This is a genomic window from Methylosinus sp. KRF6 (assembly GCF_018887255.1).
Classification (GTDB): domain Bacteria; phylum Pseudomonadota; class Alphaproteobacteria; order Rhizobiales; family Beijerinckiaceae; genus Methylosinus; species Methylosinus sporium.
This window is the reverse complement of the sequence record NZ_JAHLJF010000001.1, coordinates 3687197-3711472: the sequence shown is the minus strand read 5'-3', so window position 1 is coordinate 3711472 and position 24276 is coordinate 3687197. Positions and strand designations below refer to the sequence as shown.

Below are 24276 nucleotides of genomic sequence, written 5' to 3'. Positions count from 1 at the left end.
CTTGACGCCCATCGGCCCCTTGCCGGCCTCGCCTTCGAGATACAAGCGGTAGATCGTCCGCACGGTCTCGGCCTCGACAGGATCGACGACGAGCTTCTTCTTGGTCCTGTGTCCGCGCTTCTCCACCTCGGCGAGCGCATAGCCGAGCGGCAGGCGTGAGCCGTTGTAGAATCCCTGGCGGGCGTTCTCCTTCATCGCGCGCAAGACATGCTTGCCATTCTCACGGCTCTGATATTCGTCGAACAGAGCGATGACCTGGCGCATCATCACTTGCGCCGGGTCGTCGCCGAGCTCCTGGGTGATCGAGACGAGCCGCACATTGTGCTTGGCGAGCCTGCGTACATACATTTCCAGGCCGAAGGCGTCGCGGAAGAAGCGAGAGAACGAATGGACTACGATGACGTCGATCGGATGATCGTCGTCGCAGGCGCGCTCGATCATGCGCTGAAATTCGGGACGATGGTCGTCCATGGCGGAAGCGCCGGGCTCGACATATTCGGCGACGATGCGCCAGCTATGGCGTGCGCAATAGGCGCTCGTCTGCGCCTGCTGGTCGGGGATCGAGAGGTCGACCTCCGCCTGCCGCGTCGTCGAAACCCGGAGGTAGAGCGCGGCACGGATGCAATCGGGCATGGGGAAAACTCCCGTCATCATCAAATTCGTGGCGCGAGTCCGATCAAATCGGCCGAGTCTATTCCCGAGATTCGCAGGCGTCACCGGAATTTCGGCTGCGCCAGCGACAATCGCCCCGGATCGTCCCGCAATGAGAAGCAAAACGAGCCGCGGAGACCGCGGCTCGAAAATTGTGAGATCGACAATCTCGCCGTCATACGGCCCGCTTCAAAACTTCGGAAACGAATCGAGGCGACCGATACGGACCAAGTCGGTCAGCGCCGAACGGGCCTGCGGCCAGGGAAATTCGGGGCAGTTCTCGCACCATTCGCCCTCGCGGAGCACAGCGTGGAGCTTGGCCGCGACGCCTTCGACGGTCGACGCCGGCGTGGCCGCCAGCGCATCGGCGAGATCTCTCGCCATATCCGCGGCTCGCTCTTCGTCTTTTTTCGCTTCGGAGTAGCCGACGGCCAAATCTGCGGCAGCCCAACGCGTACGATAGATTTCTTCCTCGATGGCGCAGCCTGCCTCGACGCCTTCGGCATCGTCGACGCCGTCTGACGCGCGGATCATCTGCATCAATCGGGTTTCCAAGCTCTGCTGCTTCTGGCAGAGAGCGTCGGTGATTTCCTGGGCGGTCTTCCATTGCGTCCACAGGGACGTTGCCGGGTCGACGACCATCGTGTGAGACGAGTCGACGCTCGCAATGCCCTTGAATGGCGCCGGTGCGACGGCGCCGACGCTCGCAACCAACAAAGTCCTTCGGGTGAAAGCAGACGCACTCGTGATAGTCTCGGGGTCAGCCATGATCCGAGCTCCTCATAAGCCGGGTTGTGGTCAGGCCGGGCGAGGTGTTGACGCACGTCGTCCGGCCGCACAGGCGCGTGGCGCACATGGCTCGAGGCTGTTTCCAGTTGCTCGGGCGATGTGATAGCGACAATACCATGCGAGTGGAATCATATCACGTCCGCCGCGGAGATCAACAATATATCATATGAGCTGAATGTGATCACAGGTGCGCAAATACGGGCGGCGCGCGCCCTCGTTCGTTGGACTGCCGAAGACTTGGCGTCTACCGCAAAAGTCGGCATCGCCACCGTGCGACGCGCCGAGGGCGAAGACGGGCAACCGTCGACCACTGCTGCAAACCTGAACGCTATTCGCATCGCCTTGGAGAATGCAGGCGTGGAATTCATTCCCGAGAATGGCGGCGGCGCCGGCGTGCGGCTGAAGAAGTAGAGGGATCGCCGTCGACCGGCAACAAGTGGGCGATCTTCATTTCCTTGCCCCTTCATCGACGTGGTCCGAATCGTTGGTCGAACAAGTCGCCGAGCCACGCCTCGATTACATCGACCTCGGCGCGCGTGACCGGGACATCTTCGGGCCAATCATCGGTGACAGGCCACGCTTCGAATTCTCGCTGCGCCTCTCGGTCGATGTTCGACCGAGCGTGAATCCGCGTCGACGCGACGCCGCGATCGGCGCCGCCGCAACGAGGATCGAGAGGATTTGCACGCGCTCGCGACATCCCGGCAGGATCGCGCGCTCGGTCTCGAACAAGAATGGCCTAATTTTGCGACGCGACGCGCTTTCCTACGCATTGCCGCCAGAGCGACGGCGAACAGATGACGGCCGACTCATGATCGCCGCGCTCGCCGAGGTCTCGGCGACACGGCGAGACCGAGGAAGACGAGCACCGCTTGGTTGAGACGCAAAATGTCCTCTTCGTCCAAGCGCCCGATATGTGCGCCGATCTTCGATTTCGGAACCGTGGTGACCTTGTCCGCCATCAAGCGGCAGGCCACGCGCAATCCGTTGCGCTCGCTCGGCGCCACGGGCAGACGGAACAGAGGCGCGTCCGTCTCGTCTGTCGTGAAAGCGCAAATAGTGATGGAATCCGTCGCGTCGAAACTGTCATCCTGTAGGATGACCACAGGGCGCGGCTTGCCTGCGTAGTCCTTGCCGCCGGCAACGGTCCAGATGTCGCCGCGTCTCATTCGTTACCGTCGTCATCGACGTCGATGACCGACACCGCATCGATGAACGTTTGGTCATCGAGAGAATGGGGGCTCATAGCGACGGCGAGCGACTGGCGATGCGCCTCCGCCTGGAAGGAAGCGGCGCGCACGTCCGGCACCCAAATCTGGATAGGGCGCAGCCCTTGGGCGCGCAGGCGCTCGCGATGATCGCGCACCTTGACGCGGGAGGGCTTGGGCTTCGCCGCTGGGGTCATGATCAATCTCCTATAGGTTACATGTAACCTATCACGAGCCGTCGCGTTTCGACAATCCCGACCTTTTGCATCGGCTCGGGTCGCGGCCGAGCTCCATAGGGCTCGAGGCTTTCATCACAGCCCGAGCCCGCGTTTGCGACCAAGATCCCACTCGATTCCGCCGCCATCGCGGTGAACGCCGCTGAGATATTGGCCGATGCGCTTTTCGAGAACGGGCTGCCAAGGCACGAGCTGGAAGCCCAACCCGTTTTCGATCATCGCGAAGCGCCCGCTGGCGAGATCGGCGACGCCCGCCAGCCGCCCCGACACATATTCGCCCGGCGCGCCCAGCGAATACGACAAGCCTCGCTCCGCGGCCATCTGCCGGCCGACGCGCTCCACCTCCCGCCGCTCCAGCGTGGCGATAGCGCTGCGCGGAATGGAGATAGATCTTCCGTTGTCCGTCGCGAGGCCCATTTCCACCAGCCGCTCTCCGCGCCGGTGGAGCGCATTCTTCACGTCCCGACCGAAGCCCGCTTCTACTAACGAAGTCTGCTTGTCGGCGACGAGTTCGCGGTCGAGCCACGTCGCTCCGTCGCTCGCGATCTGCCGTTCGAGGTCGAAGGTCGAGAGCGTACGCACGCGGAGTCCGTCGCCACCCTGAGCGAGGTCATAGGCTTGGCCGCGCTCGACGATATCCTTCGGCACGCGCCAGTGATCCGCGTCGACGCGCTCGACATGCCCGGCCCGGCGCAGCGCCTCCAGCCGGCGGACATGGAAGCGGACGAATGCGTCCGGGTCCTTGCCCTGCCGCTCGAAGCTCTCGCGGATGCGTTCGAGATGAGCGCTCGGCCGGTAAACGCCGTCGTCCTCTGCGACGATGGCGATGTTGCGATCGGCAGGCCTCGGACCGGAAACGGCGGGCGCGGCTTCGACGATCATGCCTCGTCCAACCTCCTCGATACGAATCGGATCGGCGAACTCCATGTGATGGACTCGTCCGTCGACGCCGTCGACGACGAGATAGACTCGCTCACTCAATTCGTCGCCGGCCAGCCCTTTGGCCAGCACCCGGCCGACGATCGGCTCCTTTCCACTCTCCTCGTGGCAAGCATATTGCGCGACGCCGCGCTCGTCCTCCAGACCATGCCCGGCCAGCGCCCGACGGATGGTCTCGATCGCTTCGTTGCGAACGCCGAGCTCTTTGAGCATCGGCTCGGCGTGGTCGGAAATTGCCCACCACCCCGTCTCGAGTTCGGCAGCGAGGCCGTAGCGTTCCAGACGCCGCGCGCGACCGAGCAGCAGCGCCCGGTTCTCTCGGACAAGATAAGAGGCGCCTTCCCCGAGCCTGAGATCAATGATCCCTTGTTCACGCTGCTCGGCGAGCAACATCTTGTCGAGCCGCGTCAGCCGCTCCGCCGCAACTTCATTCGCGAGCTTCGTCTGAAGCTCGATCTCGCTCTGGTGGCCGAGTTCCAGCGTGACCAGCTCGCTGGCTCGGTGACGAACGCCGTGAGCGATATAGTCGCCGGCGATGTTGAGGATGCGGCCGTCGTCGAGCACGCCCCGGACGATGATATGGGTATGAGGATGGCCGGTGTTGTGATGGTCGACGGCGATCCAGTCGAGGCCCGTGTCGAGGTCCTTCTCCACCTGCCGCATGAGGTCGCGGGTGAAGCCCCGCAGGTCGGCCATGTCGACGGAATCCTCCGGCGCGACGATGAAGCGGAACTGATGACGGTCCTCGCGCCCGCGCTCGACGAAGGCGCGGCCGTCCGCCTCGTTCTCGATCGCCGAATAGGCGTGGCCCTTCTCGCCCTCGCGGGTGACGCCATCGCGTTCGAGATAGCGGAGATGGGCGTCGACGGCCTTGCTCATTGCGCCGCGTATCTTCGCTCTATGAGAGCCGCGTTGTGCATTGAGCTTCACGACACGCGCCTTGACGACGACGCGACGCGATCGAAACCGTCCGGCAGAGTCGCGCCGCCAGCCGCCGCCGTTTCTCGGAAGGGCCGCCGCCACCTTCGCGCCTCGTCCCCGCGCGTTGAACCGGCCGCTTCCTTCTCCTTTCCGGCCTTCCGCCAACGCCGGACCTCGGCCGATCCGGCTGGGATCGCCGCCGGCCTTTCGGACGGCGATCTCGACCTGCCGGACGAAGGAAAGCGAGCGCGGACTGACGCTCTTTCCGCCCGCTCTGGATCGGCCGGGTCGAATATGGAAATCCTCTCTGTCGTCGCTCGCCATTCGGAGATGATCGGCGCCGAAATCGGTCTGCGCAACCGCCCTCGAACGCCGATCGCAGTCAGGCGTGAAAATACCCGCTGTAGCGTACAGCCGGCGGGACATGCCACGCCGCACCTCTCGAGCGCCAGCGTCTATGAGGCTGTAAAATCGAACGAATTTGATTCTGCCGGAAGCCGCCGCGCATCTCGCGGCGCCATGCCTGCGCGTTTGTAGCCTGCAAAAACCAATGTGCAGACAACAAATTACGAGCCCCGCGAGGTGCGAACGTCAGTTCGCTTTATCTTGCCGTCTTAATCGGGCCGTCTTAATCGGGCGTCGTCGTGTTGTCTTCTTCGCCATGTGTGTCTCCGTCTTGGGATAGTATCCGTTTATTTTCTTCGATGCGACAGCCTGCGCCAGTATGCGATGAGAAGCGCCTGGGGGTCCATGCAGTCTTTCGTGCTCGGTCCCGCGTGCCGGGCGGGCGCACATTTTTGCATCGGGATCGCGGGGCCACACAAGCATTCGGGCGCGCTGTCGGCCTCCGAGGAGGCGTCGTCGCCGGCAAGATATCGTGCTCTCCGCATCCGCTTCGATCTACCAGGTTCTCTCCCGCCGAATGGCGGAACTCGTGTCGGCGCCGCGCCGTCAATTCGTCGTCATCTCGTCGTTCCTGTGCGTTTCGGTCGACTCCGGCGGCGCGCTCACGACGCGATCGCCAGCGTCCTCTTCGCTCCTCTTTTCGGCGAGCCCGAGGACTCCTCCTGCGCCGAGAAGCGGAACGCGCTGCCGTCGATCCACATCCGATGCATGATGACAGCGAGCTTGTGCCACCGCCACGACGGCGCGCTTGTGGCCGCGCTTCGCCGCGATCTTGACGTGCTCGCGCCTTCAAGTGTGTACCATTTCTTGGGGCGCACGAGCACGGCGAGCGCACCCGCTGCATTCTGAATGCGGCGCGACGTCAGTCCGAAATGCGCGCCGACGGTCTGGGATTTGGCGAAGCAGGTCGGATCGTCGACCACCGGCGACAGAACTCGTCGGCAGCGTGCGCAGCCGCTTGTATTCGCCCCGCAGTGTCGACTAGGCGCTCATCACGCACTCCGTCGCGCTCGCGATGAGCCGAACATAGGCCACGAACACGCGCACGCGCGTCTCGAATGAGCCGCGTTGAACGCTTGGACCCACCATCAGACCGAAATTCTTCAGCGTTGTCGATGTCGAGAAACTTGCGCTTCAGCGTGAGCCGATGCGCGTCAGCAGCAACCGCAGCCGTTGGCATCTCATTCGGTCGAAGCGTCGGCAGTCGCTCCACTAAGGTCCGAGATGATCGCGATCTCGTGCCGCGGCTATGTCGTTTCCAGGCATAGATTCGCTCTTTCAACTCGGTGCCGGCCACCATCGAGGATCGCCAGGATCCCTTTATCGAGCTCTGTGGTCCCCACGCTCCAATTCGCGTTTACCGCCGCCAGATCGGTTCTTCGCTCGGCCCGCAGCTGGTTCACTGCGCAACCGTAACGCCATCGAGCGAATGTTCTGTCGCCTGAAGGATTTTCGCTGCGTCGCGACCAGCCATTTGAACGTGACGCGATACTGTGGGTCGTCCGCTGGAATGTGGCGTTCTATTGCGTCGCTGCAATCGAGCGTCGGAACAAGACGAGGCTTGCGGTCAGAAACGCAACTCCCATCACCAGGACTGTCACAAACTCCTTCCAGACGAGGTCGAGGCTCGCGCCTCGATAAACGATCGCTTGCGTGAAGGCCACATAGTGTCGTGAAGGGAAGAACCATGTGACATATTGAACCCATTGGGGCTGGCTTTCGATCGGAGACATTCCGCCCGACAGCATCATCATCGGCATGACGGTCATCATCATCAGAAGGGCGAACTGTGCCATGGTGCGCGCGAGCGTCCCGAGGAAGATTCCAATTGCTGCGGTCGCGAAGACATAAATGATCGTTCCGAGCAACAGGAGAGCGCGCGAGCCGGCTATCGGGACGTTCAGAACGCCTTCGACGACAAACAAAAGAGAGCAGATGAAGGCGACAATAATCACCAGCCCATTCGACCAGACCTTGGCGAGCGCAATCTCGAAGGCCGTGAGTGGCATGACGAGCAGGTGCTCGATCGTGCCGTGCTCTCGCTCGCGCAGGAGTGCCGCGCCGGTAAGGATAATGATCAGCATCGACAGTTGATCGGCAAGGCCGACGATCGAACGGAACCAGGACTGCGTTCCGTTGGGATTGAAAGCCCTCCGGACGGCGAGATCCGAAGCAAGACCGGTCGTGTGCTCCATTTCCTGTCGATAGCGCTTGATTTCATCGCTCACCATGTTCTGGATATAGCTCGCGCCCAAGGACGCTTGCTGGACGGCGGTGGCGTCCACGTTGACCTGAATCTCCGTATCGCGCCCCTTTCGCGTGTTTGCCTCGAAGCGGGGAGGAATGACGATGACGAACATGTAGAGACCCTCGTCCATGGCGCGATCAATGTCGGCGGCGCTGATCGATTTGACCGTCTGGAAGTAGGGGGGGTAGAAAAGCCCGGCGATCGATCGGGAGAGCTTGGAATTATCCTCGTCGACGATCGCCACGGAGGCGTTGTTGACGGTCTCTCCGGCTCCGGTCGACTGCGTATAGATGCTGACGCCGAAGGACCAGATGATGAAGAGAATCATCATCAGATCCTTCGAGAGCGTGCGTAGCTCCTTGGCGCCGAGCCAGAAGATATTGGAGAGGCTCGGCACTTATTTCTCCTGCTTCTTCAAGAGGAGCGCGGACAACAACAGAAAGGCCGGACAAAAGAGCGCGAGCGCCAACAAATCGGTTGCCATGTCACCGAGGCCGAGGCCCTTGGTGAACGCGCCGACGCTCATATGCACGTAGTAGCTCGTGGGCCAGAGCGATCCCATGAGGCGCGCGCCGCCTTCCAGCGTCGAGACAGGCTGCATCATGCCGGAGAATTGCATGGTGGGCAGCATCGACAGGACGGCTCCGGCGAAGACGGCTGCGACTTGGCTCGATGTGAAGGTCGAGATGAAAAGCCCGTAACCGGTGGCCGCGCCCGTATAGAGAAGAGCTCCGAGGGATAGAGCCAAACCGTCGCCTTTGAGCGGAACCTGGAAGAGGAACAAGACAGTGCCGGTCATAATGAGGAAATTGATCATGCCGACGCCGATATAGGGCAGTTGCTTCCCGATAAGGAATTCCAACCGGGTCGTGGGGGTCGCGTAGAAATTGGCGATCGTGCCGATTTCCTTTTCGCGGGCGACGCTGACGGCCATGAGGATCGCCAGGAACATCATGAGCAGCAAAGCCGGCACGGATGGCCCGATCGAATAGATGCTCTCGGACGTCGGATTGTAGCGGTTGCGGACCAGAAGGCTCGTCGTCGGGGCGGAACTCGCCGGGGCGCTGGACTCCCGATTTCTTCGTTCGGAAAAAAGATTGTGCGCTTGTTGAACATAGCCCTCGATCGTGGCGGCGCGAGAGGTATTCGCTCCATCGATCCAGGCTGAGACCTGCCAATCTGAGCCACGCTTCACCATGCGGCCGAAGTTCGGTGGAATCTCGATGGCGAGCGTGATGTCGTTGGACTTCAGGCGCCGTTCCATTTCATCGAGGCTGTGGATAGGCGTCCGTTCGATGAAGTATCGAGAACTCGAGAAATTGGCGAGATAGGTTCGGCTCTCCGGCGAATTGTCATGGTCGAACGCCGCGTAGGTGAGATTGGTCACATCGCTGGAGACGCCGGAGCCGAAGATCAGCAGCATGATGAAGGAGCCGAGGAACGCGAAGACCAGCCGCACCGGATCGCGCATAAGCGACAGCGTCTCGCATTTGGTGTAGGCGAGGAGACGTCGCAGAGGCATGAAGGTCGAGCGACCGAGCGAGGGAGCCTCTTCATTCTGAATGGTCATCACCCGGACCTCCGCCGCGGCGGGCGCGGATGGAGAGGTCTCCGCCTCCTCGATATAGGCGATGAACGACTCTTCGAGATCGGCCCCGCCTTTGGAGGCGATGACGTTCTTCGGCGTGTCGCAGACGAGGACTCTGCCGGCATGCATCAATGAGATGCGATCGCAGCGCATCGCCTCGCTCATGAAATGGGTGGAGACGAAGATCGTGACATTGCGCGTTCGCGAGAGATCTGCGAGCAGACGCCAGAATTCGTCGCGCGCCAGCGGATCGACGCCCGAAGTGGGCTCGTCCAGGATCAGGAGTTCGGGATCATGCACGATCGCCACAGCCAGAGAAAGGCGTTGCCGCACGCCGAGCGGGAGCGAATTGGCCTCGGTGTCGGCATATTCGACAAGACCGACATCTACCAGGAGCTTGGCGACACGGCCATCGACGTCGCCCTCGGCTATTTGGAAAAGGCGGGCATGAAGAAGGAGGTTCTGCCGCGTGGTGAGCTCGCCGTAGAGCGAGAAGGATTGCGACATGAAGCCGACACGCCGACGTATCGACAGGTCGCTGGCGTCGACGGGCCTTCCGTAAACCTCGGCCTCCCCTTCGCTGGGGGCCAAGAGTCCCGTCAACATTTTCATGGTCGTCGTCTTGCCGCAGCCGTTCGACCCGAGGAAGCCGAAAATCTCCCCACGTTCGATGGTAAAGCTGACGCGATCGACCGCAGTGAAACCGTCAAAACGACGCGTCAGATTTTTTGCGACAATTACGGGAGCCTCCGTGCTCTGCGTGCGTGGCGGAATGACGAGACGCCGAGATTCTGATTTTTGTCCTGGTTGGAGGGCGACAAAGACAGCTTCGAGGTCTTGTTGGCCCGTCTTCGCGCGGAGTTCATCTGCAGTGCCGGAGGCGAGCACTCTCGTGTGATCCATCACGACGAGCCAGTCGCAATGGCTCGCCTCATCCATGTAGGCGGTGGAGACCACGACACTCATCGTCGGCCGCTCGCGCCGCAGATCGCCGATGAGATTCCAGAACTGTCGGCGCGACAGCGGATCGACGCCGGTTGTCGGCTCGTCGAGGATGAGAAGGTCAGGTTCGTGAATCAGCGCGCAGCAAAGACCGAGTTTTTGCTTCATGCCGCCCGATAGCTTTCCGGCAGGCCGATCGAGAAAGGGGAGCAAGCCGGTCGCCGCCGCCAGGCGGCGGGTGCGCGTTTCACGCTCCGACGCGGACAGACCGAAGAGAGTTCCGAAGAAATTCAGGTTTTCGCGGACGCTGATCTCCTGATAGAGGTTTTTGCCGAGTCCTTGTGGCATGTAAGCAATACGAGTGCAGACAGAGCGGCGATGCCGCGCGTCTCCCATGCTGCCACCGAGGACCGCGACCGATCCTGTCTGCAGCTTTCGGGCTCCCGCGATCAGGCCGAGAAGCGTGGACTTTCCGGCGCCATCCGGACCGATGACGCCCGCCATCCGGCCGCTCGGCAGCTCGAGCGACACACTGTCGAGCGCTCGGATATCGCCGTAGATGTGGGTGGCGCCCGAAACCTCGGCGATCAATGGCGCGGAAACCGTCATCGTCAATCTCCCGCGTCGAGAAGATCACCCTCGATACGCTTCTGCAAGAAGGCCGGCCAATCGGGTGGATTCGGATCGAGACGCACATAGCCGACGCCACGGGCGCCCGTTTTCACCTGTTCGATGTGGCGCTCGATGAGGCTCGGAGGTATGCGCAGCTTGACCCGAAACATCAGCTTGTCTCGTTCGCTGCGCGTCTCGACCTGCTTGGGCGTGAACTGAGCCTCCGGCGACACGAAGCTCACTTTGGCCGGAACGGCGAAATCGGCGCCGTCGAACTGGATTCGCGCTTGCGACCCGATCGGCACCCGCATGACCTGCTCGGAGGGGAGATAGATCTCCATATAGATCTCCGACAGATTGACGATCGTCAGAACCTTGCCGCCGGCCGAAACGACTTCTCCGGGATTGGCGAGACGATAAAGAACGCGGCCCCGCACAGGCGCCACGAGGATGGCGTCGGCGATCTGGGCGTCGATCTGATCGACAAGGGCTTTCGCGGCCACGATCGACTGCTCGCGAGCCGTCACGGTCTTCTCCGCGGCTTCGAGGACGGCTCGCGCTGCGTCGCGTTCACTCCGCGCCTCATCGCGGTTCTGCTTGCTGGCGGCTCCGACGCCGACGAGCCCGAGGACTCTACGAAGGTTTTCTTCCTTGAGAAGCAACTCCGCTTGCCGTTGAGCGACTGTCGCCTTCGCCGAGAGCATCGAGGCCTCCTCGGACGTCACGTCGGCGGCGCTTTTGGCGCGTTGGGCTTGCAACTCCGTGGTGTCGATGCGGGCGAGCGCTTGTCCCGCCGAGACGAGATCGCCTTCTCGAGCCAGCACCTCTCGGACGCGTCCAGCCGACTTTGCGGCGATGTCGACCTGATCGGACTCCATCCGTCCGTTGCCGAACTGAAGTCCTTCGGGCAGCTTGTCTTGCCGGCTTTGCCACCAATGCCAGACGCCGCCCGCGCCGGCCAGGACAAGCAAAATCGGAACTAGGACAGCGGCATTCGTCAGGCGGCGCATCGTTGTGGGCCCAGGACTTTTATCTCTGCGTTCAGTGCTCATACGTTTTCCCTCGACGAGAGGACCTCGCGACTGCTCCCGAGTCTGTTGCATGATCGACGATCGAGACGGCCTCGAGGCGAGGAAAAGCGAGCGCGTTTTCAGGAGCCGATAACCATCGTCATCGACATCGGATGGTGTGTCATTCCGCTCCTCGGCACAGGCCCGCTATACAAAGATTGGATGCTCGACCGCTTGGAAAGCGGCGAGCACAGCCCGCGATAAGGTTGGAGATCGAGACGGGCATGGTCGAGCGGCTCTTGATCCTTCCCGAGCAGCCCCTGATATCGCGCCAGACGAGGAGCGCCATGACGACGAACTCAATCCCTGCCGAGAAGAGCCGACGGCCCGGATGCATTTGCCTTGCCTACAGAAGAAGCCGATGCGACCAGCTTTTCCGTGAGAGTGCCACGGCTGAGCCGAGGCTGTCGACCTATAAATCCAGACCTCGACAGCCGTCAAGCAATTGATTGTTTTATATGCATATTTACATAATGTGTCGCGATCGTTCCAGTGCTCGGGCGTCAGGCCGGCCGCCTCGATGCCCTGTTCGGCGAAAAGCGGCGCAAGACGGTTGGATGGGGCGGAAGCCGCAGGCGATCCGGAGCCTGAACCGCGCAGGAATCGCCGGAGGCCGCGCGGGCAAGCTCGTCAAGACCCGCGCCGCCGCGCGCATGGGCGAGCATCTCGATTTGCCGTCGCGCCCCAGGCAGACCGTCGCCGGCTTATTTATAGCAGAGTGACCTCCAAAAGCTTGTTGAAACCGGAAAGCCCGCAAAAGTCGTCATAACCGCCGTCATGCGCAAGCTCGTCATCCTCGCCAACGCCCTCTCGCGAAGTAACCGCCTATAGCAAGACTACACCAGCGTCACAGCCGCCATGAAAGGTTCGTAAATCGGCTCGTCCGGCAACAAGGGCATGGCTGCTCGTTGACAGCCGAAATACGCCGTCCGTCATTCTGAAATGGCGAGCATCCTCATTCAAAAGATCAAAGTGTTATTTCAAGGCTATAGGCGTTCGCACTTTTATCCTGACCGGCGCGCCATTTTTCCGCTCGAGCTGCGCGTGTGGCTCTTTGTCCACCGAGTATAAAGAGCTTTCCGACGTCTGGTCGAGCTCGCAGGGCGGCTCGGGTCATCCGCCTCCGCTCGCGGCCCGATATCTGGGCCATTTCGCCGGCGCGCGCTCTCGCGGTCAAATCCTGCGAGAAACGATCGAGCGCGGGCTGGCCACGGGTCTCGCCCGCGCCGATCTCGAGCGCGCGGCAGTCCTGAAAAGGCGAGTCGGCGCGTCCCATCGCTCGCCGAGCCGTGTCGGATGCGTCCAATGGCGGACGGCGCCGGGATGATCTCGCTCGTCATGGACATTGGTCGTGGGAATGCGCTCGGGTCATGGGAATGCGCACGCGATATCGATGCGATCGTCGGCGAATTCGCTGCGTCTGACAAGCTGCGCGGCGTCGCCGCGGCTCAGGAGAAAGGGACGCGCGGAGCGGCGCGAAACGAATCGGGCCGCGCGCGGCGCCATGCGGCGGAAAAGCGCGCGTCCATCTCGCCGCGAAGAAAAGCGCCGGACGCGGGCGCCGGATAGAGATCGGCGAAGCTCGCCGCCTCATGCGCGGAAATGCGGCGGCAGAAATGTTCCGGCGCGAATTCGCTCGGATGGTCGAGGCCCGCCGCGGCGGCGAGCTCGGCGAGCGCCATCAGCGTCGCGCGATGGAAATTGCGCACGCGCTCGGCCTTGTCCGACACCACCAGCGCGCGGGCGCGCGAGGGATCCTGCGTGGCGACGCCGGTCGGGCAGCGATCCGTGTGGCAGGACAGCGATTGAATGCAGCCGAGCGCGAACATGAAGCCGCGCGCGCTATTGCACCAATCCGCGCCGAGCGCGAGCGCCCGCGCCATGTCGAAGCCGCTCGCGATCTTGCCGGCGGCGCCGATGCTGATCGTCTCGCGCAGGCCGACGCCGATCAGCGCATGATGCACGAAAGCGAGGCCGTCGCGCATCGGCATTCCGATATGATCCATGAATTCGAGCGGCGCTGATCCCGTCCCGCCCTCCTTGCCGTCGACGACGATGAAATCGGGCCGCAGCCCGGTCTCCAGCATCGCCTTGCAGATGGCGAGAAACTCGGAAGGCTGGCCGACGCAGAGCTTGAAGCCAACCGGCTTGCCGCCGGAGAGTTCGCGCAGCCGCGTGAGGAATTGCAGCAGCTCGATCGGCGTCGAAAAGGCGGTATGCGCCGCCGGCGACACGCAATCCTCGCCCATCGGCACGCCGCGAATGCGCGCGATCTCCGCGCTCACTTTCGCGGCCGGAAGCATTCCGCCATGGCCGGGCTTGGCGCCCTGGCTCAATTTCACCTCGATCATCTTGATCTGCTCCCGCGCGGCGACCGCGGCGAATTTCTCCGCGTCGAAACCGCCTTCGCGCGTGCGGCAGCCGAAATAGCCGGAGGCGATCTGCCAGACGACGTCGCCGCCGCTCTCGGCGTGATAGGGGCTGAAGCCGCCTTCGCCCGTGTCCTGCGCGAACTCGCCTTTGCGCGCGCCGAGATTGAGCGCGCGAATGGCGTTGGCGCTCAAGGCGCCGAAGCTCATCGCGGAAATGTTCAGCAGCGAGACGTCATAGGGCTGCGCGCAAAGATCGGCGCCGACGCGCGTGCGAAAATGTTCGCGCGAGACGGTCTGCGCCGCGATGGAGTGACGCAGCCATTCGAAACCCTCCTCGTAAACATCGATCTCCGTGCCGAAGGGCCGCTTGTCCATGTCCATCTTGGCGCGCTGATAGACGATGGCGCGCTTGTCGCGACTGAAGGGACGACCGTCCTTATTGTCCTCGAAAAAATATTGCCGCAGCTCCGGCCGCACATTCTCGAGCAAAAAGCGTAGATGCGCGGAAATAGGATAGGAGCGCAAAATCGCATGTTTGCGCTGATAGAGATCATGCGCGCCGAGCGCGACGAGAACGCCGAAGACGAGCGCCGGGAGAAAGAAAGCGCTCGACCAGTCGCCTTTCGACGCGACGACGCAGCCGAGAAAACCGGCGACGCTGAGGGTGAGCGCGACGAAGCGCGGCGTGAAGGGGAGAAGGAGCAGGCGCAGCATGGCCGAATTCTCGTCCGGGAATATGACAGGCGAACAGCGCCGCGAGGGCCGCTCGGCGGCTTTTCCGCGGCGGCCGGGCGAATGCGCCGAGAGCTTTCATATCCGATGTCTTTTTGCAACGATCACGCTCGGCCCGCCGCTGCGCGCGCGGCGCCGCTCGTCTATCGCACCATGAGCATCGGCGGTTCGTCGATCGGCCGACGCCGCCCGCGCCGCGCGATTTCGCGCGTTCGGTCGTTGGGCGCGGCGTCGGCGCGCAGGCGGGGCGTCCACTGCGGAGGAGAAGGACGGCGCATCCGCTTCGGGCGACGGCGGGCCGACGATCACGCCGCTGACCTCGCATATCCTCCTCGCCCCCGCGACGCAGCGTTTCGCGATGTGTGAATCCGATAGTCCCTCGAGGGGAGTTGGAAGCGCTCCTGAGCAAAGGACGCTCTCTATGGGGCCGACGCCGCCGCGCCGAAAAGGCGCGGCTTTTTTTGAGCCTTTGTCGGCTGTGTGATCTACGAGCGCGCCGATGGACGGCGTGCGACTTTGTCGCATCCTTGACGCGCCGGTCGCCGCGACTAGCTGACATGGGCCGAATATGCGTTTTGCGGCGTTTTTTCCGCGAAGATGAAACAGGCGCATTGTTTGCGTCTTCGTCGGCAATACCGCATTGTTTTCGCATATTGCGAGCCTCTTCGATGCAATCTACCAACTGGCGCGTAGTCGACGACAACAGACAAAGGACGAAAGGCGTCTCTATGGCCCATACGACAGCAGAGCTCGAGGCGATCCTCATGCAAAGGTCGCTCACCGACGCGGAGCTTCTCGCAGCGGCGGACAAGGCGGAGGATTTTCGAATCCTGCCGGACGCGACTGTGATCAAGATCGGCGGCCAGAGCATCATCGACCGCGGCCGTTCGGCGGTGTTTCCGCTGGTCGACGAGATCGTCGCTGCCCGCAAGACGCATCAGATGCTGATCGGCACCGGGGCCGGCACGCGCGCGCGTCACCTTTATTCCATAGCGGCGGGCGTCGGTCTGCCGGCCGGCGTGCTCTCGCAGCTCGGCGCCTCCGTCGCCGACCAGAATGCGGCCATGCTCGGTCAGCTGCTCGCCAAGCACGGCATTTCGGCGGTCGACAGCGCCGGCCTATCCGCCGTGCCGCTCTATCTCGAGGAGGTGAACGCCGTCGTGTTCAGCGGGATGCCGCCGTATAATTTGTGGATGCGTCCGGCCGCCGAGGGCGTCATTCCGCCCTATCGCACCGACGCTGGCTGCTTCCTGCTCGCCGAGCAATTCGGCTGCAAGGCGATGATCTTCGTCAAGGACGAGCAGGGCCTGTTCACGGCCAATCCCAAGACCGACAAGAATGCGAAATTCATCCCGAAAATCTCGGTCGACGAGATGAAGGAGCGCGGCCTGCAGGATTCGATTCTCGAATTCCCGCTGCTCGATCTTTTGAAGGCGGCGCGTCACGTCAAAGAGGTGCAGGTCGTCAACGGCCTCGTTCCCGGCAATATGACCCGCGCTCTTTCCGGAGAGCATGTCGGCACCATCATCACCGCGAGCTGAAGATATCATGACCCACAGCTACAACATCAAGCATGTCGCCTCTCCGCTCGCGCGGCAGACCCTGCTCGACTCCGAGCTGACCCGTCCCGTCGCCGGCAAGCGTCCGATTCGCGTGCTGCCCTGGCTGCAGGTGGTCAAGATCGGCGGGCGCTCCATCATGGATCGCGGCGCCGAGGCGATCCTGCCGCTCGTCGAGGAGATCAGGCGGCTGATGCCCGAGCATCGGCTGCTGTTCCTCACCGGCGCCGGCGTGCGCGCGCGCCATCTCTATGGCGTGGGTCTCGATCTCGGCCTGCCGGTCGGCTCGCTGGCCCCGCTCGCCGCGAGCGAGGCCGGGCAGAACGGCCATATTCTCGCCTCGCTGCTCGCGCCGGAGGGCGTCTCCTATATCGAGCATCCGACCATCGCCAATCAGCTGGCGATCCATCTCAGCGCGACCCGCGCGGTGGTGGGCAGCGGCTTCCCGCCCTATCACCATCACGAGTTCCCGGGCTCGCGCATTCCGCCGCATCGCGCCGACACGGGCTCCTTTCTGCTCGCCGACGCCTATGGCGCCGCCGGCCTCACCATCGTGGAGGATGTGGACGGCGTCTACACGACCGATCCCAACGGCCCGGACGGCGAGAAGGCGCAGCTCATCCGCGAGACGAGCTGGGCCGATCTGGCCGAGCACGAGGGCCCGCTGCCGATCGACCGGGCGATGCTCGAGGTGATGGCGACGGCGCGCCATATCGAGCATGTGCAGATCGTGAACGGCCTCGTTCCCGGCCGGCTCACGGCGGCGCTGCGCGGCGAGCATGTCGGCACGTTGATCCACACGGCCGCGCGCCGCAACGACTGACGAAATCGCCGGCCGAGGGGCGTAGCGCGCCTCTCGGCCGGCCTCTCCGCGCCGGCCCGAGCCGCAAAGCTTCGCGAATCGATAGCCCATTGTCCGGGCGTCGATCTTTTCCGATGAGCGACTCTCACCTCTCCCGGCGCAAATCCCTCTCCTCCATTCGCGCGAGGAAGAAGAAGCACAGCGCGATGAATAGCGCGCCGATCAGAAAAGCCGTGCGGAAGGTCTCGCGCAGCGCTTCCACGCCCGCTCCGGTGGCGACCTCGGCCGCGAGAGCGCCATGGCCGGCGCCGATGACGATCGTGCCCATGATCGCGACGATCAGCGCCGCGCCCAGCTGACGCGAGAATTGCATCACAGCGGTCGCCGTTCCGAGATTATGCCCCGGCGCCGCGCTCTGCACGCAGACCGTCGTCACCGGTAGCATGGCTCCGACGCCGAAGCCGACGATCGCCAGCAGCGCATCGAGCGCGGCGAGCGGCAGATCGGCGAGGAATCGCCGCGCGATGAGCAGTGCGACGAAAGCGAGAACGAGCGCCGTCAGCGGCGCCGCCTTGTAATGGCGCAGGCGGCTGAGCAGCCGCCCCGAGACGGCGGCGCCGGTCACTGTCGCCACGGTCAGCGGGATCAGCGCGAGGCCGGACTGGTCGGCGGAGAGGCGCAGCGCGCCCTCGAAATATATGGGCATGTACATCGTCAGCGCGACGAAGGTTCCGAGCCCGAAGCCGCCCGCGAGAATGGCGTTGCGAATGACGTCGTCGGCCAGCACGGCGAGCGGGATCAAAGGCTCCTCGGCCGTCTTGGTGCGCCAGGCGAAGATCGCCCAGCCGGCGAGCGCCGTGGCGATCAGCGCGAGAATGGGCGACGAGCCCCAGGGATAGCGCACGCCGCCCCAGGAGAGCGCGAGCAGCGAGGCGACAGAGGCGATGATGAGCAGCGCCGCGCCGCCGATATCGACGCGATGCGGATGGCGGCGCAGCGGCAGCCGCGCCAGCTTGAAATAGGTCATGAAGAAAGCCGCGAGGCCGAGCGGCAGATTGATCCAGAAGATCAGCGACCAATGCAGATATTCGGCGAAGACGCCGCCGAGGATCGGCCCGCCGATGCTGGCGCCGGCGAAGACGACGGAGAAATAGGCGAGGGCGCGGCCGCGCTCGCGCACGCTCACGAGATCGGCGATGATCGTCTGCGCCAGCGCGATGAGCGCGCCGCCCCCCGCGCCCTGCGCCGCGCGCGCGATGGCGAGCCAAGTGAGGTTCGGCGACACGGCGCAGGCGAGCGAGCCGAGCACGAAGGTGAAGATGCCGATCAGCAGCATCACGCGCACGCCGTGAATATCAGCGAGCTTGCCGTAGAGCGGCGTCAGCGCGGTCGCGGCCACGAGATAGGCGGTGACGATCCAGGGCAGATGCTCGAAATCGCCGAGGTCCTTGCCGATCGTCGGCAGAGCGGTGGCGACGATGGTCTGGTCCAGCGCCGAGAGCAGCATGGCGAGGCCGAGCCCGATCATGATCTGCAGCATTTCGCCTCGGCTGAGATCGGCGTGCGAGAAGCCGGCGGCGGGCTTGTTCACTTTTGGGGGTCCTCTCCACGAATCGCTGGGCGAAAGCCTGAGCGTGCGAGTATGGCGCCGTCGCGGCCGACGACGATGATCTCGAGCGCGGTCGCCGGATTTGCGAGCGCTGCGGCCGCCGTGTCCCATGCCCGATGCGCGATCGGCGCGGCGAGGTCCACGCCCGCCGCGCGGGCGGTCGCCTGCGCCTCCAGCGCGCTATTGGCGTTTTCGATCGCCGTGCAGAGCGCCTCGCCGGCGCCGGCCGCGCGGGCGATCGCCGCGAGATCGGCGAGATCGACCGAGGAGCGGCTGGAATGAAGGTCGAGCCGGCCCTGCGCCAGCTTCGTCAGCTTGGCGAAGCCGCCGGCGAGGGTCACGCGCGGGACCCTATGCTTGCGCAGATATTTCAGCAGGCCGCCGGCGAAGTCGCCCATTTCGATCAGCGCCTCCTCCGGCAGGCCATAGAGCTTGCGCACGGCGTCTTCCGAAGTGGAGCCGGTGGTCGCGGCGATATGGTCGAGGCCGCAGGCGAGGGCGACGTCGACGCCGCGGTGGATGCTGTCGATCCAGGCGGAGCAGGAATAGGGCACGATGATTCCCGTCGTGCCGAGAATGGAGAGTCCACCGACTATGCCGAGCCGTCCGTTGAGCGTCGAGCGGGCGAGCTCCTCGCCATTCTCGACGGAAATCTCGATTTGCGCGTCCGGCGCCGCGCCCAATTCCGCCGCGGCTTCCGTGATCGCCTGCCGCATCATGGCGCGGGGGACGGGATTGATGGCCGGCTCTCCGGGCGGCAGCGGCAGGCCGGGGCGCGTCACCACGCCGACGCCGGGGCCGGCCGCAAAGCTCACTCCCGTGCCCGCCGGCGCGCGCCGCACCTTCGCGCGGATCAGCGCGCCATGTGTGACGTCGGGATCGTCGCCGGCGTCCTTCACCACGCCGGCCTCGGCATAGTCCGCGCCGCGCGAGAATTGTGCGAGCGCGAAGGCGACGCGCCTCCCGCCCGGCAGGCCGATCTCCACCGGATCGGGCGGCTCGCGCCCGGAGATGAGCGCGCAAAAGGCCGCCCGCGCCGCCGCAGTGGCGCAGGCGCCGGTGGTCCAGCCGCGGCGCAGCGGGGGTTTTGTCGGGTCCGCGTCTGTCATGGGCGACACATAAACCGCATTCTCTCCGCGCGACACTGCGCGCGAGTTGGACTAGAAGAAGCCTCCTCATCCCGAGCAGCGAGACAGGGGGCCGAAATGACGCGCAATCTCCTCGATTTCCACATTCTCCTCGCGCCGGCGGAGGCCGCGGGCGGCGGCTTCTCGCTGTCCAGCCCGGATATCGCCAAGGGCGCGACCATCGATCGCAAATTCGTTTTCGACGATTTCGGCGGGACGGGCGACAATGTCTCGCCACAGCTGAATTGGAGCGAGCCGCCGGCCGGAACCAAGAGCTTCGCGCTCTTCTGCCATGATCCCGACGCGCCGACTGGCGGCGCCGGCTTCTGGCACTGGCTCGTCGTCGATATTCCCGCCTCCGCGCGCGCGCTGGCGCAAGGCGCCGGAGCGGCGGGCGACGCCGGTCTCCCGGCGGGCGCGAAGCCGATCCGCAACGACTATGGCTTTTCCCATTGGGGCGGTCCTTGCCCGCCAGTCGGCGATCCTCCGCATCGCTATGTCTTCACCATCTATGCGCTGAGCGTCGAGAAAGTGGAGGCGCCGGAGGGCGCGACGGCCTCGCTCGTCGGCTTCATCGTCAATCAGAATGTCCTCGCCAAGGCGAGCCTCACCGGCCTCTACGGCCGCTGAGCCTTGCTCGCTGCTCTCGCGGATAATTTGGCGCTCGCCGCGCTCGGTCTGTCGATCGAGGCGGCGATCGGCTATCCGCCTCGCCTCTTCGCCGCCATCGGCCACCCGGTCACTTGGATCGGCGCGTTGATCGCGGCGCTGGATCGCTCGCTCAATCACGATGGCGCGCCGCCTCTGCTGCGCCGCCTCGCCGGCGTCGTCGCGATCCTCGCTGTCGTCGCCATCGCCTTCGCCATCGGCTGGCTGCTGCAAGCGGCCTGTCTCGCGCTTCCGTTCGGAATCGTCCCGCTCGCCGTGCTGACGTCGAGCCTCTATGCACAGCGCAGCCTCTATTCGCATGTGAAGGAGGTGGCCGACGAACTCGATCATTCGCTCGAGCGCGGCCGCGCCAGCGTGGGAAAAATCGTCGGCCGCGACGTCGCGCGGCTGGACGAGGCGGGCGTGAGCCGGGCGGCGATCGAAAGCCTCGCCGAGAATTTCTCGGATGGGGTGATCGGCCCGGCGCTCGCGACCATCTTGTTCGGCCTGCCCGGCGTGCTCATATACAAGGCCTCCAATACGGCCGACAGCATGATAGGCCATAGGACCATGCGACATGAAGCGTTCGGTTGGGCGAGCGCCCGGCTGGACGATCTCCTCAATCTCCCGGCCGCGCGCCTCTCTGCGGCTCTCATCGCCACAGGCGCGGCAATGACGGGAGCCTCCCCTCGGGCCGCAGTTTCGACCTGCCTCCGCGACTCGCGCGCGCACACCTCGCCCAACGCCGGCTGGCCGGAGGCGGCGATGGCCGGCGCGCTGGATTTGCGGCTCGGCGGACCGCGCGCCTATGGCGCCCATGAGGTCCACGGAGCCTGGCTCGGCTCGGGCCGTACGGCGGCGACGCCGACGGATATTCGCTGCGCTCTGCGGATTTTCAGCTGCGCTGCGGCGACGGCGATCTGCGCTTTTGCAGGCGCCGCTCTGATGATGCTCAGTAATTAAGCAGATTAGCTGGTGCTTAGGCGGATGCAGTGAAAAATTTTTGGCGCCTAGCGCAAAACATCACCAGATTTCATTTCAGGAAACCTTGACTATGCTATAATTTCTTTTTTGTGCGTCGCAGCACGGCTCGAAGAGCGGCCGCTGCGCATGAAGGGGAGCGTGGAGAGATGGACCGGATATCGTACCAGTTCTACGAGATGATGCATCTGGCTTTCGCCCCGGCGCGGGCGATGTCGGACGCGACTCTCACGACCTTCAAGAATCCGTTCAATCCCTTCGCGCATACGTCGGTAGGGCGCAGCGTCGCGGCGGCGGCCGAATTGTTCGAGCGCATGACGCGCCGCTACGGCAAGCCGGTCTTCGACCTTCCCGAGACGCTCATCGACGGCGTGGCGACGCCCATCGTCGAGGAGGTGGTGTGGGAGCGGCCTTTCTGTCGGCTGCTGCATTTCCAGCGCGTCTTCCAGGGCGAGGCGCCGCGCCAATCCAAGCTGCTGATCGTCGCGCCCATGTCCGGCCATTACGCCACTCTGCTGCGCGGCACGGTCGAGGCTTTTCTGCCGAGCCATGACGTCTACATCACCGACTGGTGCGACGCCCGCGCCGTGCCGAATGAGAAAGGCGTCTTCGGCCTCGACGATTATGTCGATTATCTCGTCGACATGCTGCGCCTCTTGTCGAAGCGCGACGACGGCGTTCCGCTGCATACGCTCGGCGTCTGCCAGGCGTCCGTGCCGCTCATCTGCGCCATCTCGGCGCTGGATGGCGAGGGCGGCGTCGATGCGCCCGAATCCATGGTGCTGATGGGCGGGCCGATCGATCCGCGCCGCAGCCCGACCGCGGTCAATCGTCTCGCCGTGGAGCGCGGCGTCGATTGGTTCCACCGCAATTGCATCCATTCCGTGCCCTTTCCCCATGCCGGGTTCGGGCGCAAGGTCTATCCGGGCTTTCTGCAGCTCTCGGGCTTCATGGCGATGAATCTCGAGAAGCATGTCGCCGCGCATTTCGACATGTTCAACCATCTCGTCGAGGGCGACGGCGATTCCGCCGAGAAGCATCGCGACTTCTACGACGAATATCTCGCCGTCATGGACCTCGCCGCCGAGTTCTATCTCGAGACGGTCGAGAAAGTATTCATCCGCCACGAGATTCCGCAAGGCCTGCTGCGCCATCGCGGCGAGATCATCGATCTTTCGGCCATTCAGCGCACCGCTCTGCTGACGGTGGAAGGCGAGAAGGACGACATCTCCGGCGTCGGACAGACCTACGCCGCGCAAGAGCTGTGCGCCAATATTCCGGACGTCCGCAAGCAGCATTATCTGCAAGAGGGCGTCGGCCATTACGGCGTCTTCAACGGCTCGCGCTTCCGCCGCGACATCGTTCCGCGCATCCGCGAGTTTTGCGCGCGGGTGGAAACGCCGCAGGCGTGAGCGAAGCGGCGCGCGATCTTCGAGATCGGCGGAAACTCCGCGCCGCGCCCGAAGGTCGTCCTGGTCGGGACCAGCCCGGCCAGGAGGTTGTGGGCGAGTTGGAAGATATGTGAATCTGCGAGCCGCTCGCGGGGCGGGGCGCCTCGCGAAGCGATCCATCGCCGCGGTTCCGCGCCGCCGCCTCACGCAGGCAGCAGCCCCTTGCGCAGATTCTCCCCCGCCAGCGTGATGATGCGGCCGACCGCCGCAGGATCGGCGAGCCAGGCCTCTATGCGCGGATGGCTGAGCTGCGCTTGCGTGCAGCGGCGATAGATCTTGTAGCACTCGGAGAGATAGTACGGCAGCGACACGAATTCGCCGACCTCGCTGGAGAGATGATAATTCTCGAGCTTGAACGTGTAGCTGCCCTGCACGCCGAAATATTCGCCGATCGGCGGATAGATGGGGAATATCTCCGCGCGGCCGAGATCGTCGATCGCGTAATAATCGCCATTGATCGGCGCCGGAGTCGGCAGGCCGGCATGAGCGAAGAATTTCTTGGCGAGATCGAAGAGCACGAATGGCCGCGGATGCACCAGCGAATACATGAACACGCCGCGGCGCGACCAATTGGCGATCTCGCCGGAGAGATCCATGTCGAATTTGCGCTTGCCGGTCTCGACCAGCTCGTTCACGGCGTCGTTCCACACGTCGAAATAGCCGAGCGCCTCGAACACATTGCGATTGAACAGCGCATGAGCCTCCTCCACCGAGAGGCCGCGGCGGAAGGCGAAGACGGCGAGCGCCGAATGATAGGGGCCGACGGGGCCGATGGTCGGCGCATGGCCGCGCGTTTCGTCCAGCAGATAGACGAGATCGGGATGGAAGGCGGAAAAGGTGATCGAGGGAATCATGATCACTTTGTCCAGCAATTCGCACAGCTCCGCCGAGCCGCCGCCGCGCACATGCCCGTGTAGAAACTCGTGACAGAACACATAGTCATAGGTGGCGAGCGTCTTGGCGAGCAGCTTTATGTCGGCGAGCGTCTTGGCGATCGCCGAGAAATGCGAGACGCGCGCGGAAGGGTCGAGCAGCTTCATCGCATAGGCGAGACCGAAAGCCTGGCAATTGCCGATGACGGCGATGCGCGGCCCGGTGAGGCGCGGACCCTTGGAATGGAAGGGCGCGAGCCGCGGCTCGACGAGGTGAGTGTACCAGGAGCGGATGATCTGTCGGTCGATCTGTGACAACATGCGCGGGTAACGCCATTTCGTCGCGGCCCGAAATCGAAGTCGGCGCCGAAGGATGACAAGCGCCCGGTCGCCGTCTATGCTCCCGGCCGCATCGATGAGGCCGCCGCATTCATCCTGTTGCGCCGCGCCGTTTCGCCTTTGCGAGAGCGGACCGCGCGTCTCAGATGAACCCTGCTCGACGAGCCCTGCGGCC

The 24276-nt window shown here is 64.0% G+C and carries 19 protein-coding genes; 6 read left to right on the top strand and 13 right to left on the bottom strand.

Annotated features, from left to right (window positions below):
* Both KP010_RS17645 and KP010_RS17640 read right to left on the bottom strand, forming a co-directional pair.
* Positions 1-633 (bottom strand): recombinase family protein (locus KP010_RS17645; protein WP_216281274.1); only part of this gene is annotated, 633 nt, incomplete at its 3' end.
* 207 nt (positions 634-840) lie between these two features.
* Positions 841-1293, bottom strand: a complete 453-nt coding sequence (locus tag KP010_RS17640) for a hypothetical protein (RefSeq protein ID WP_216280501.1) — start codon at positions 1291-1293, stop codon at positions 841-843.
* Positions 1294-1611: 318 nt separating this feature from the next.
* Between KP010_RS17640 and KP010_RS17635 the strand changes: the two genes are divergently transcribed.
* A complete protein-coding gene (locus KP010_RS17635; RefSeq protein ID WP_216281541.1) occupies positions 1612-1851 on the top strand; it encodes a transcriptional regulator in 240 nt (79 codons plus the stop codon).
* A gap of 398 nt (positions 1852-2249) precedes the next feature.
* On the opposite strand, the gene KP010_RS17630 is transcribed toward KP010_RS17635, so the two are convergent.
* The 8 genes from KP010_RS17630 to KP010_RS17595 all read right to left on the bottom strand — a co-directional run bounded on the left by KP010_RS17630 (position 2250) and on the right by KP010_RS17595 (position 14695).
* Positions 2250-2609 (bottom strand): type II toxin-antitoxin system PemK/MazF family toxin, encoded by a 360-nt coding sequence (locus tag KP010_RS17630; RefSeq protein WP_216281273.1) that lies wholly within the window; start codon positions 2607-2609, stop codon positions 2250-2252.
* Positions 2606-2845, bottom strand: a complete 240-nt coding sequence (locus tag KP010_RS17625; RefSeq protein ID WP_216281272.1) for an antitoxin MazE family protein — start codon at positions 2843-2845, stop codon at positions 2606-2608. Before KP010_RS17625 ends, KP010_RS17630 begins: the two co-directional genes overlap by 4 nt.
* Positions 2846-2959: 114 nt before the next feature.
* Positions 2960-4702: a DUF3363 domain-containing protein gene (locus tag KP010_RS17620; protein WP_253203659.1), complete on the bottom strand. Its 1743-nt coding sequence runs from the start codon at positions 4700-4702 to the stop codon at positions 2960-2962.
* Between the two features lie 1049 nt (positions 4703-5751).
* Positions 5752-6072 carry a hypothetical protein gene (locus tag KP010_RS17615; protein WP_216281270.1) on the bottom strand — a complete coding sequence of 107 codons (321 nt, stop codon included), beginning with the start codon at positions 6070-6072 and terminating at the stop codon, positions 5752-5754.
* Positions 6073-6669: 597 nt separating this feature from the next.
* Complete coding sequence (locus KP010_RS17610) at positions 6670-7794, bottom strand: ABC transporter permease (protein WP_216281269.1); 1125 nt, start codon at positions 7792-7794, stop codon at positions 6670-6672.
* Complete coding sequence (gene rbbA, locus KP010_RS17605) at positions 7795-10536, bottom strand: ribosome-associated ATPase/putative transporter RbbA (protein ID WP_216281268.1); 2742 nt, start codon at positions 10534-10536, stop codon at positions 7795-7797.
* A 2-nt stretch (positions 10537-10538) separates the two neighbouring features.
* Positions 10539-11549, bottom strand: coding sequence for an HlyD family secretion protein (locus KP010_RS17600; RefSeq protein ID WP_253203657.1), 1011 nt, complete (start codon positions 11547-11549; stop codon positions 10539-10541).
* A 1508-nt stretch (positions 11550-13057) separates the two neighbouring features.
* The gene (locus tag KP010_RS17595) at positions 13058-14695 is read right to left on the bottom strand and encodes an FMN-binding glutamate synthase family protein (RefSeq protein ID WP_142862870.1); all 1638 of its coding nucleotides are present in this window, start codon (positions 14693-14695) and stop codon (positions 13058-13060) included.
* A gap of 746 nt (positions 14696-15441) precedes the next feature.
* Between KP010_RS17595 and KP010_RS17590 the strand changes: the two genes are divergently transcribed.
* Complete coding sequence (locus tag KP010_RS17590; protein ID WP_142862869.1) at positions 15442-16254, top strand: uridine kinase; 813 nt, start codon at positions 15442-15444, stop codon at positions 16252-16254.
* Positions 16255-16261: 7 nt separating this feature from the next.
* Positions 16262-17095 (top strand): molybdenum storage protein subunit alpha, encoded by an 834-nt coding sequence (locus KP010_RS17585; RefSeq protein ID WP_108915445.1) that lies wholly within the window; start codon positions 16262-16264, stop codon positions 17093-17095.
* 124 nt (positions 17096-17219) lie between these two features.
* On the opposite strand, the gene KP010_RS17580 is transcribed toward KP010_RS17585, so the two are convergent.
* Positions 17220-18665 (bottom strand): MFS transporter, encoded by a 1446-nt coding sequence (locus KP010_RS17580; protein WP_142862868.1) that lies wholly within the window; start codon positions 18663-18665, stop codon positions 17220-17222.
* On the bottom strand, positions 18662-19792 hold the full coding sequence (locus tag KP010_RS17575; protein WP_142862867.1) for a cobalt-precorrin-5B (C(1))-methyltransferase: 1131 nt from the start codon (positions 19790-19792) through the stop codon (positions 18662-18664). The genes KP010_RS17580 and KP010_RS17575 overlap by 4 nt, the downstream gene beginning before the upstream one ends.
* A gap of 96 nt (positions 19793-19888) precedes the next feature.
* Here KP010_RS17575 and KP010_RS17570 point away from each other — a divergent pair, with 96 nt between their 5' ends.
* From KP010_RS17570 to KP010_RS17560, 3 genes are all read left to right on the top strand, one after another.
* Positions 19889-20440, top strand: a complete 552-nt coding sequence (locus tag KP010_RS17570) for a YbhB/YbcL family Raf kinase inhibitor-like protein (RefSeq protein ID WP_185966493.1) — start codon at positions 19889-19891, stop codon at positions 20438-20440.
* 3 nt (positions 20441-20443) lie between these two features.
* Entirely contained in the window at positions 20444-21421 is a 978-nt protein-coding gene (gene cbiB, locus KP010_RS17565; RefSeq protein WP_142862866.1) for an adenosylcobinamide-phosphate synthase CbiB, read from the top strand.
* 167 nt (positions 21422-21588) lie between these two features.
* Positions 21589-22851, top strand: a complete 1263-nt coding sequence (locus KP010_RS17560; protein ID WP_142862865.1) for a polyhydroxyalkanoate depolymerase — start codon at positions 21589-21591, stop codon at positions 22849-22851.
* A 182-nt stretch (positions 22852-23033) separates the two neighbouring features.
* Here KP010_RS17560 and KP010_RS17555 read toward each other — a convergent pair whose 3' ends face one another.
* The gene (locus KP010_RS17555; RefSeq protein WP_142862864.1) at positions 23034-24083 is read right to left on the bottom strand and encodes a WcbI family polysaccharide biosynthesis putative acetyltransferase; all 1050 of its coding nucleotides are present in this window, start codon (positions 24081-24083) and stop codon (positions 23034-23036) included.
* Positions 24084-24276 lie beyond the last annotated feature (193 nt).